We start from the raw sequence: 10,086 nt of genomic DNA, 5'->3' as shown, positions 1-10,086 counted from the left end.
CCCCCCGCCGCCCCCCCCCCCCCCCCCCCCCCCCCCCGCCCCCCCGCCCCCCCCCCCGCCCCCCCCCCCCCCCCCCCCCGCCCCCCCCCGCGCCCCCCCCCCCCCCCCCCCCCCCCCCCCCCCCCCCCCCCCCCCCCCCCCCCCCCCCCCCGATTCCAGATGTTCCTGTCATTCTGCCGAATGACCTCTCATGCCGCCAGCCGGGCAATCCGCTGTAGCCGCCGCAGCGTGGTATCGTCCTGCAAAGCTTGCTGAAACAGCGAAATCTCCTGTTCAATGCGATCGCAGAGCGCGCCTGTGTCGCCCTTGAGCAGGTCGCGCGTCTGCAGCAGTGCGGCGACCGGCTTCTTGGCGAGTTGCCTGGCTCTGCCAAGTGCGGCTTCCTCGACATCGCCCACCACGATCTCCGTGACCAGGCCAAGCATCCTGGCGTCCTCGGCACCGAGCGTGTCGCCCAGGCAGAAGAAGCGGAAAGCGCCGGCATAACCGAGTTTCTGCGGCGCCAGGATGCTGGTCGCCGCGTCCGGCACGAGGCCGAAATCGACGAATGGCACCCGGAACGTGCTTTCATCAGATGCGATCACCATGTCGCAATGGAACAGGATGGTGCAGCCGACGCCGACGGCGTCGCCGTTGACACAGGCAAGGACCGGTTTGGGGAACGTCGCCAACGTGCGGAACATGTCGGTGACGGCGGCGATCAATCGTTGATGCTTGGTGGCGTCGAGGAATTCGGAAAAATCGCCGCCGAGGCAGAAGCAGCCGGCAAGGCCGCGCAGCACCACGACGCGCACGTCATCGTCGATTGCGGCTTCGTGGAATATCTTGGCCAGGCTTTCGTAGGCTCGCCCGTCCAGCACCGGCCGGCCGTCATCTGACGACACCGTGACAATTAGCGTATGATTGCGGAACTCTGTTTGCGGGTGGATGTTCATGGCTGTCTCCAATTCTCACGAGGCCTGCCTCATTCCGAGCCTGTCGGGATATCCCCTGGCCAGCACCGGCGCGAAATGACTGCGACGCGAACGCACCACCTCAAGCGTATGCTCGTCGAAGGTGAGCAGTGTGGCGACGACCTGCTGGTTGCCATAGGTGCGCTGGTAGCCAAGCGGCTTGGCCAGGAAGTGCAACTGCAGCGCCCGCAGGACCCACATCGGCTCGAACTCGATGATCACCTGATTGACGTTCCGCTTCAGCCCCCACTCGACGAAGCCGGCAATGAGCTCGGTGCCGACCGTCGAGACGCCGCGCTTGCCGTCACGAAAGCCCGCCGCCACCGCATAGCGGGTCAGTTCCCAGACGTTCGGCCCGGACGGCGGCGTCCCTTCATAGAGGTCCGCCAGCACTTCAGTAAGAAGATGCGCCCGGGTTGTCGGCAACATCCGCTGATAACCGGCGAGCTCGCCATTGCGGATGACGAGCTGATGCACCGCCTCGTCATGGTCGAACTGATCGATCTCAAGGCCGTCGGGGCGCTGCAGATCTGTCCACCCCATCTCCTCGACGAAAATCTTGTAGCGTAAACGATGAACGGCCTCCCAAAGGTCGGGACGTTCCATAAGTTCCTGTGTGGTAAGGGAAAAAAGCATCTGCCGTCTCCTAGGTTCAAATAGGAAGATACGGCCGGGCTGTCCCGAGAAAATTACGCGATCACGTAGGCAAGAATTTCTAGGCCGGCACGGCCGAGCTAGCTAATATAGCCGCGCCTTATCGCTTCCGCGACTGCCTGCACCCGGTTGACGGCACCGAGTTTGCTTTTGGCGTTAAGAAGGTGTTTCTCTGACGTGTGTTCCGAAATGCCGAGAATCTGTGAGATCTCCCATTCGGACTTGCCGACGGCAGCCCATTGCATGCATTCGCGCTCACGCGGCGTCAGTTCGACGTGGTCGATGGTCTTGGCCGCCATCGTGTGGATCTGCATGGCGCGGCCAATCGCATAGGTTGCCACCAGCGAGACCAGCCCAAAATCGGCGCCAGACAATTCGACGGCTTCGCCGCCGAGCGACACCATGACGATCTGGCCATCGAGCGTGATCAGCGGGAAGGCCAATCCGTCGCGTAGCTTGAATTCGCCGGCGTCGCCCATCACTTCGCCGCTGCTCTTGTCGATGCGAATGCCCTGAGACGCTTCCCGCCACTGGAACGGCGCCTGCAGCTGCTTCATGTGGCTGACGACGGGGTCATGGTCGACATAGTTGCGCTCGACGTAGCGCTCCAGCCATTCCCCCGGCCACTCGCAAAGCAGCACATGGTCCTTTTGCTGGCCTCTTGGCGTGCCCGGTTGCGGAACCGTTCCGGCCATCAGAGCTGTCAGGCCGAACTCCGAGGTTATTCCAAGCAGCTTTTCGCAGACCGCGGCCGCCGTATTGGCGTGCTGCAGCTCATCTATGAATTCCAGTGTGCGATCGAAGTGGCCCATTGCAACATCTACCCCATGTTGCCTTCTGCGTTGAGATCAACGGTCCAGCGCTTGACTTGCACTTTGCCATCGACCCCGGATTACAAACCTGCTCCTCTCTGTTTGCAGCGGCTACCCCTCGAGCCGACGCTGCACATGTTTGCAAGCTCGCTAAAGCATAACCCTAAATCGGCGTGATGAAATCAAAAACCGTTGTGCCTGTGGCATTTTCGTACCAAAAGCCACATTGGACAGGACAGGGCGGAGCTCGATCGTGGCAATTCGGTGGATAACCATCGTCTTGATGCTGGCAATGACGGAGGCACAGTGGCTCCCGGGAGCGCATGCCGCGGAGCCGCAAGTGCCGGTGCTGTGGGATGCAAAGGAGCGGCTGCCGAAGCCTGACCTTTCCGCGCTGCCGCGTCTGAGATTCCTGACCACCACCGATTTCCCGCCGTTCAACTTCCTCGACGGAGCAGGCCGCTTGTCCGGCTTCCACGTCGATCTGGCGCGCGCCATCTGCGCCGAACTCGGCATCGCGGAAAAATGCCAGATCCAGGCGCTGCCTTGGGCCGAGCTCGAAGGGGCGTTGCAGAAGGGCGAAGGCGAAGCGATCATTGCCGGCATCGCCGCCACGCCGGAGTCGCGGTCGAAATTCGCCTTCTCGCGTTCCTACCTGCAGTTTCCGGCGCGTTTCATCATGCCGAAGACAAAGGCGTTCACGGAACCGATCTTCGACAGACTGCGCGGCAAGCGCGTCGGCGTGGTCGCCGGCTCCGCGCATGAGCGGATGCTGCGCGATTATTTCGGCACCGTTCAGGTCGTCCCCTTCGACCGGCCGGAAAAACTCTATGATGATCTCAAGGCCGGCAAGGTCGACGCCGCCTTCGGCGACGGCATGCGCTTCGCCTTCTGGCTGGGCGGTTCGGATGCCGCAGCCTGCTGCCGCTTTGCCGGCGGCCCGTATCTGGCGCCAGAATATCTGGGCTCGGGCATGGCCATCGCCACCAGGGCCAACGATCCGGCGCTGGCCGCAGCGTTCGACTACGCACTGCAGGAGATTTCGGTGAAAGGCATCTTCGCCGAATTCTATCTGCGCTATTTCCCGGTCAGTTTTTTCTGATCCGGTCCGGTCAGTTTTCTAGTCCGGTCCGGTCAGTTTTTCCTGAGTCTTCAGGGCCTGGATCAAGTCAAAGTGCGCAGGCGGGCCTTGGCGGCACGGGCGATGGCGGCGACGGTGAGCGTGTCGAGATCGAGCTGGCGACGGATAAGCTGCAGCACCCTCACCTCCTCCAAGCGCATTTCGAGGTCGACGGCCGCAACCTCGAAGGCTGCGGCGTAGGCGGTGTCAAGCAGGCGTTCGGGCAGCGCTTCAGCGACCCGCGCCAAAACGCCTTCCAGCCCGTCCTTTTCGTGCAGCATCTTTTGGCAATCCTGGGCGACGCCGACCAGCCGGCCGTGATCGAAATCCTCGAACACCGGCCATGAGCGGACGACGTCGCCTATCCGCGCCAGTTCGACATCGGTCATGTCGCGATCGGACGCGGAGGTGATGACCATCAGATAGATCAGGGCTTCATGCGGCGGCAACGACATTTAAAACTCCTCAAATGGGCTCCGAAGGTAGGAACGCGACACCGACGCCGCAAGGAAAAAGAGCCGCGATCGTTGACGCCCACGGCAGGCACGCCTAGAGACCGGTTGAAAAGACCTCTTCCGGCCCCCCTTTGCGGCGATGCCGGCGAATAACTTGGAAACAGTGACATGGCGGGATCAAACATCATCGATCTCAATCCAGAGGTGCTTGCGGCAGCGGCCGAAAGCAAGGCGTGGCCGTTCGAGGAAGCCAGGAAGATCGTCGAGCGCTACAAAGGCACTGACTTTCCCGAGACCGTCCTGTTTGAGACCGGCTACGGTCCGTCGGGGCTGCCGCACATCGGTACTTTCGGCGAGGTCGCACGCACCTCGATGGTGCGCCACGCCTTCCGCGTCCTCACCCGGGACGCGGTCAAGACCAAGATATTATGCTTTTCCGACGACATGGACGGCATGCGCAAGATTCCGGACAACGTTCCCGATCGCGCCGCACTCGAGCTGCACCTGCACAAGCCGCTCTCGTCCGTCCCCAATCCTTTCGGCGGCGACTATGCGAGCTTCGCAGACCACAACAACGCAATGCTTTGCCGTTTCCTGGACACGTTCGGCTTCGACTACGAGTTCGCCAGCGCGACGGAATACTACAAGGCTGGCCGTTTCGACGAAGTTCTGCTGCGCGCTGCGGAACGTTTCGATAAGATCATGGCGGTGATGCTGCCGACGCTGGGCAGCGAGCGCCAGGCGACCTATAGCCCGTTCTTGCCGATTTCCCCCAAAAGTGGCCGCGTGCTTTACGTCCCGATGAAGCATGTCGACGCCAAGGCCGGCACTATCACCTTCGATGATGACGGCACCGAAACCACGCTGCCCATAACCGGCGGCAGGGTGAAGCTTCAATGGAAGCCGGATTTCGGCATGCGCTGGGCGGCGCTCGGCGTCGATTTCGAAATGTTCGGCAAAGACCACCAGACCAATGCAGTGATCTACGACCGTATCTGCAATATCCTGGGCGGACGCGCGCCGGAGCATTTCGTCTATGAGCTGTTCCTGGACGAGAACGGCCAGAAGATTTCGAAGTCGAAGGGCAACGGACTGACCATAGACGAGTGGCTGACCTACGCGCCAACCGAAAGCCTCGAGCTCTACATGTACCAGCGGCCGCGGCAGGCCAAGAAGCTCTATTTCGACGTCATTCCGAAGGCGGTGGACGAGTATTACGCCTTTCTGTCCGCCTATCGCCGGCAGGAGTGGAAGGAGCGGCTGGGAAATCCCGTCTGGCATATGCATGACGGTGACCCGCCTGTCGTCGACCTGCCGGTGTCGTTCGCGCTGCTGCTCAATCTGGTCAGCGCCTCGAATGCCCAGAACAAGGACGTTCTGTGGGGGTTCATTTCGCGCCACACATCGGGCGTGACGCCGAAGACGCACCCCGAGCTCGACCGGCTGGCCGAGTATGCGATCCGCTATTTCGACGATTTCGTAAAGCCGGCCAAGGTGTACCGGGCCGCCGATGCGGTCGAGCGCGAGGCGCTGACGAAACTGTCCGAAGCGCTCGCCGCATTGCCGCCAGATGCCGATGGCGAAGTGATCCAGAGTGCAGCCCTCAACGTCGCACGCAAGATCGAACGCTATCAGGACCATTCGAAGCAGAGCCCGGAGGGCGGGCCGGGCGTCTCCGTCGCCTTCTTCCAAATGATCTACCAGGTGCTGATCGGACAGGAGCGCGGCCCGCGCTTCGGTTCCTTCGCCGCGCTCTACGGCATCGCAGAAACCCGCGCGCTCATTCAGAAGGCGCTGGCTGGTCAGCTGGCGGCGTAGCCGTCGTCTCGGTTGGCGGCGTAGCCGTCGCCGACGGATCGAGAATCAGCTGCGTCGGCTGCGCTGCCGCGACAGGGGCTGGTGCCGGAGGCAGGCCGGAGAGACTGGGCGCCGGCCCGAAAATGCCCTTCCTCGCCGTACGCGCCTTCTCGCCGGCCTCCACGTAAGGGCCACCCTCGGCTGCGCGCGCCCAGCCGTTTTCGATCAACCACTGACCGACATCCTGGTTGCCAACGCGGCATTCGGCGGCGATCAGGTCGCGGCCGCCTTCGGGCGGCACCGCGCAAACCACCGCCCGGCCGCGCAGGAAAGCACGGAACGCCGTTCGCGCCCGGCTGCCGCACGTCCAGGACTTGCCGCCGTCGGCGCAAGTCTCGTCCTGCCTGACGATGTCGATACCCGAAATCGCGACCGAGTAGCCCTTGGCCTCGATCACACCGGCGGCCGGCGCGACCGGCTGGAACAGTTTTGTCCCATTCCAGTCGTCGGGCATTTTCGATTTGGCCGGTTTGGGCGGTCCGGCCAGCGCCAGGTCACTCAGCGGTGCGCGCGGCTCGACGCGTTCAAGCTCTTCGGGCTGAAGCTGCGGCGGCGCGACGACCTCGGGATCGATGGCCCTGGAATGCACCTCCGGCCGTGCCGCCTTGGGCTGCGGAATCGCTGATGTCGCAGGCGCTTCGGATTGCGCCGCCATGCCGGCCTGCGCCCGAGCTGCGCCGCGATCGTTTTCGTCATGCAGCACGGTGCGGCCACCGGCGGCGATGGCGACCCCCATCGCCAGGATCGTCACCACCGCAACGGCTGCATGAAGCGGGCGCACCGGCGGCCCTACTGGCTTGCCCAGACAATCCGCGCCACCCATTCGACATCGCGCATAGGGATGTCGCGGTCCGGGTGATCGGGATTGAGCGAGACCAGCATGATCGACTTCGCCGTCTGACGGTCCAGCACCTTGGCCATCACCTCGCCGTCATTGGTCTTGACGACGACCCGGTCGCCCTTGCGGGTGGCAGCGCCCGGCTCGACGATCAGCACGTCGCCGTTGCGGTAGAGCGGCAGCATGGAATCGCCCTGGACCTGCAGCGCATAGGAGGTTTCGGTCGCCTGTGCCGGAAGCTCGATCAGGTCCCAGCCCTGCCCCGCCGGAAAACCGGCATCATCGAAGAAGCCGCCGGCGCCGGCCTGGGCGAAGCCGAGCAGCGGCACCGAAGACCTCTGTGCGGGTAGGGGTCCGGGAACGGGCTTGCCCCGACCTTCGACCAAACCCGTGAATTCGTCGAGCGAGGCGCCCGTCGCCTCGATGATCTTGGCCAGCGATTCGGTCGACGGCCAGCGCGGCCGCCCGTCCGAGGACAGCCGCTTCGACTTGTTGAAGGCGGTCGAATCGAGGCCCGCGCGCTTCGCCAGCCCGGAGGCCGAGAGCGAATAACGCTCGGCGAGAGCATCAATTGCGGCCCATACGCGGTCATGCGAGAGCACTTTTGCTCTCCTTCAGAACAGGAAAAAATACCTTCTCTGTTCTAACCGGTGGCCGCGATCTTGTCCACCAAGAAGGCGGTGTCACGCCGCCTTCTTGGCCTCGCTCCTGGCATAGGGATCGAAGCGTTCGTAGAAAGTCTCGCCCTTCTCCGCCATGTCGAGCAGGAGCTTCGGCGCCTTGAACTCGGCGCCGTACTTCTTTTGCAGGCCCTTGGCGATCTTGACGAATTTCTTTGCGCCGATGCCGTCGATGTAGGACAGCACGCCGCCGGTAAAGGGCGCGAAGCCGAAGGCGAGAATCGAGCCGACATCGGCTTCGCGCGGATCGGTGACGATGCCTTCCTCCATCACCCGCGCCGCCTCCAGCGCGATGGTGACCAGGAGCCGCTGCTTCAGTTCCTCGTAGTCGACCTTTTCAGGCGCCAACTGCGGATAGAGATCCTTCAGGCCCGGCCACAACTTCTTCTTGGCAGGCTTTTGCGGATAGTCGTAAAAACCCTTGCCGTTCTTGCGGCCAAAGCGGCCATGCGTATCGACCAGCGTGTTGATCAGCGCCATCTGCTTCGGGTCGACCGCGTTTTCGCCGAGATCGCGCATGGTCTGCTTCATGATCTTCTGCGCGAGGTCGATCGCCGTTTCGTCGGTGAGCGCCAAGGGGCCGACCGGCATGCCGGCGGCCTTCGCCGCGTTCTCGATCATCGGCGCGGGAACGCCCTCGATCAGCATCTCGTAGGCTTCCGACATGTAGCGCAGCACGCAGCGGTTGACGTAGAAGCCGCGCGTGTCGTTGACGACGATCGGCGTCTTCTTGATGGCGCGCACGAAGTCGATCGCGGTGGCCAGCGCCTTGTCGCCGGTCTTCTTGCCCAAAATGATCTCGACCAGCATCATCTTGTCGACCGGCGAGAAGAAATGGATGCCGATGAAATTCTTCGGCCGCGCCGAATTCTTCGCCAGCGACGTGATCGGGATGGTGGACGTGTTCGACGCGAAGACCGCCGCCGGCTTCAGCACGGCCTCTGCCTTTTCGGTGGCGTCCTTCTTGACGCCCGAATCCTCGAATACCGCCTCGACCACCAGGTCGCAGCCTGTGAGGTCGGCATAGTCCGCCGTCGGCGTGATCAGCGACAGCAGTCTGTCCTTGTCCTCCGGCTTGGCGCGGCCCTTCCTGACCTGATCCGAGATCAGGCTGTCCGAATGGGCCTTGCCCTTGGCGGCAGCGTCCATGTCGCGGTCGAGCAGCACCACCGGAATGCCGGCCTTGGCCGTAACATAGGCGATGCCGGCGCCCATGAAACCGGCGCCGAGCACGCCGATCTTCTTGAACTTGGTTTCCGGCACGCCGGCCGGGCGGCGCGCACCCTTGTTCAGTTCCTGCAGCGACACGAACAGCGAGCGGATCATCGCCGCCGCTTCTCTTGTCTGCATGATCTCGGTGAAATAGCGCTGCTCGATGCGCAAAGCGGTGTCAAACGGCACCAGCAGGCCTTCATAGACGCATTTCAGGATGGCGGCGGCGGCAGGATAGTTGCCATAGGTCTCGCGACGCAGGATGGCGATTGCCGGTGGCCACAGATTGGCGCCGGCCACGGAATACACCGGGCCGCCGGGCAGTTTGAAGCCCTTCTCGTCCCACGGCGCCACCGGCTTCAAGCCATTTTTGATCATGGCCTTGGCGGTCTCGACCAGCTTCGCAGGCTCGGCGATCTCGTGGATCAGGCCCATCGACTTGGCCTTCTGCGGCGACAGCGTCTGGCCGGAGGTCAGCATCTGCAGCGCCTGCTGCTGGTCGGTCAGCCGCGGCACGCGCTGAGTGCCGCCGGCGCCCGGGAAGATGCCGATCTTCACTTCGGGGAGCGCCATCCTGACCTTGTCGGAATCGGCTGCGACACGGCCATGGCAAGCGAGCGACAGCTCGAACGCGCCGCCCATGCAGGTGCCGTTGATCGCCGACACCCATGGCTTGCCTGAGGTCTCCACCTTGCGGAACAGGCCCGTCATATAACCGGCATTTTCGAACAGCGCCTTGGTCGCCTTTTCGACGTCCTTGCGCTTTTCGGCGGCGAAGGTCGTCAGCATCTTCTGCAGCATGGTGATGTCTGCGCCGCCGGAAAACGTGTCTTTGCCGGAGGTGATGACCGCCCCCTTTATCGCCGCGTCGCTCGCCACCTTGTCGACGATGGCGTTCAGCTCCAGCATCGCCTCTTCGGTGAAGACGTTCATCGAGCGGTCGGGCATGTCCCAGGTGACCAGCGCGATGCCGTCGGCGTCGATGTCGAGGGTGAAATTGGTGTAGCTCATCGTGGAAGTCCCTTGATTATCGTGACCGTTTGTGGATCAACGCCTGCTTGGCGCAGGTAATTCTCATCGGTGTCGCCACGGCCGTAGACGATCTGTGTGGGCGCCGACGTCCTGGTGGATAGACCAAACGCGTCGCCAGTCAGAACGGTGTCGACGTCACCGACAATCTGGCTTCTCACCCCACAACGCGGCGAACCGAGCTCGGGAATTGCAAGGCAGATAGCGCTGCCCTGCATATACCATTTGCCTTTGCTCAGCGAGTTACCCTGCCAATGAACCAGGTCGCCGTTAGGGGCCAGGTAGTCGTAGCGGCGCGGCCCCCAGGAATTGATGGTGTTGCCAGAAAGTTTTGAGCAAAGGTCGCCACCGCTTGCCTCACATCCGGCTGCGCCAAGGACTGCGCCTTGCGGAGGCTCCGAGCCGATGGAAGTACACGCCGCGACAGCCCCGAGCGCAATGCCCACCGCCACTCCGGCCAGATGCTTGAACCGCAT

General features: G+C 63.1%; 10 protein-coding genes. 2 read left to right on the top strand and 8 right to left on the bottom strand.

The window, feature by feature from the left end:
- Positions 1 to 188: 188 nt before the first annotated feature.
- The 3 genes from AC0L25_RS10705 to AC0L25_RS10695 all read right to left on the bottom strand — a co-directional run bounded on the left by AC0L25_RS10705 (position 189) and on the right by AC0L25_RS10695 (position 2,419).
- On the bottom strand, positions 189 to 935 hold the full coding sequence (locus AC0L25_RS10705; protein WP_473595445.1) for an enoyl-CoA hydratase-related protein: 747 nt from the start codon (positions 933 to 935) through the stop codon (positions 189 to 191).
- 15 nt (positions 936 to 950) lie between these two features.
- Positions 951 to 1,589 (bottom strand): acyl-homoserine-lactone synthase, encoded by a 639-nt coding sequence (locus AC0L25_RS10700; RefSeq protein ID WP_473595444.1) that lies wholly within the window; start codon positions 1,587 to 1,589, stop codon positions 951 to 953.
- Between the two features lie 98 nt (positions 1,590 to 1,687).
- Positions 1,688 to 2,419 carry a helix-turn-helix transcriptional regulator gene (locus AC0L25_RS10695; protein WP_473595443.1) on the bottom strand — a complete coding sequence of 244 codons (732 nt, stop codon included), beginning with the start codon at positions 2,417 to 2,419 and terminating at the stop codon, positions 1,688 to 1,690.
- Positions 2,420 to 2,702: 283 nt separating this feature from the next.
- Here AC0L25_RS10695 and AC0L25_RS10690 point away from each other — a divergent pair, with 283 nt between their 5' ends.
- Positions 2,703 to 3,521, top strand: a complete 819-nt coding sequence (locus tag AC0L25_RS10690; protein ID WP_473595462.1) for a transporter substrate-binding domain-containing protein — start codon at positions 2,703 to 2,705, stop codon at positions 3,519 to 3,521.
- A 62-nt stretch (positions 3,522 to 3,583) separates the two neighbouring features.
- On the opposite strand, the gene AC0L25_RS10685 is transcribed toward AC0L25_RS10690, so the two are convergent.
- Entirely contained in the window at positions 3,584 to 3,994 is a 411-nt protein-coding gene (locus AC0L25_RS10685; RefSeq protein WP_473595442.1) for a tellurite resistance TerB family protein, read from the bottom strand.
- A 168-nt stretch (positions 3,995 to 4,162) separates the two neighbouring features.
- Here AC0L25_RS10685 and AC0L25_RS10680 point away from each other — a divergent pair, with 168 nt between their 5' ends.
- Positions 4,163 to 5,812, top strand: a complete 1,650-nt coding sequence (locus tag AC0L25_RS10680; protein ID WP_473595441.1) for a lysine--tRNA ligase — start codon at positions 4,163 to 4,165, stop codon at positions 5,810 to 5,812.
- Here AC0L25_RS10680 and AC0L25_RS10675 read toward each other — a convergent pair.
- The 4 genes from AC0L25_RS10675 to AC0L25_RS10660 form a co-directional block, all read right to left on the bottom strand.
- The gene (locus AC0L25_RS10675; protein ID WP_473595440.1) at positions 5,775 to 6,632 is read right to left on the bottom strand and encodes a thermonuclease family protein; all 858 of its coding nucleotides are present in this window, start codon (positions 6,630 to 6,632) and stop codon (positions 5,775 to 5,777) included. The genes AC0L25_RS10680 and AC0L25_RS10675 overlap by 38 nt on opposite strands.
- A gap of 8 nt (positions 6,633 to 6,640) precedes the next feature.
- Positions 6,641 to 7,291: a S24 family peptidase gene (locus tag AC0L25_RS10670; protein WP_473595439.1), complete on the bottom strand. Its 651-nt coding sequence runs from the start codon at positions 7,289 to 7,291 to the stop codon at positions 6,641 to 6,643.
- A gap of 81 nt (positions 7,292 to 7,372) precedes the next feature.
- Positions 7,373 to 9,592, bottom strand: coding sequence for a 3-hydroxyacyl-CoA dehydrogenase NAD-binding domain-containing protein (locus AC0L25_RS10665; RefSeq protein WP_473595438.1), 2,220 nt, complete (start codon positions 9,590 to 9,592; stop codon positions 7,373 to 7,375).
- The gene (locus tag AC0L25_RS10660; protein ID WP_473595437.1) at positions 9,589 to 10,086 is read right to left on the bottom strand and encodes a hypothetical protein; all 498 of its coding nucleotides are present in this window, start codon (positions 10,084 to 10,086) and stop codon (positions 9,589 to 9,591) included. The genes AC0L25_RS10665 and AC0L25_RS10660 overlap by 4 nt, the downstream gene beginning before the upstream one ends.

The organism is Mesorhizobium sp. WSM4813, assembly GCF_055811555.1.
The sequence above is the reverse complement of the archived record's forward strand: the minus strand, read 5'-3'. Positions and strand labels throughout refer to the sequence as shown.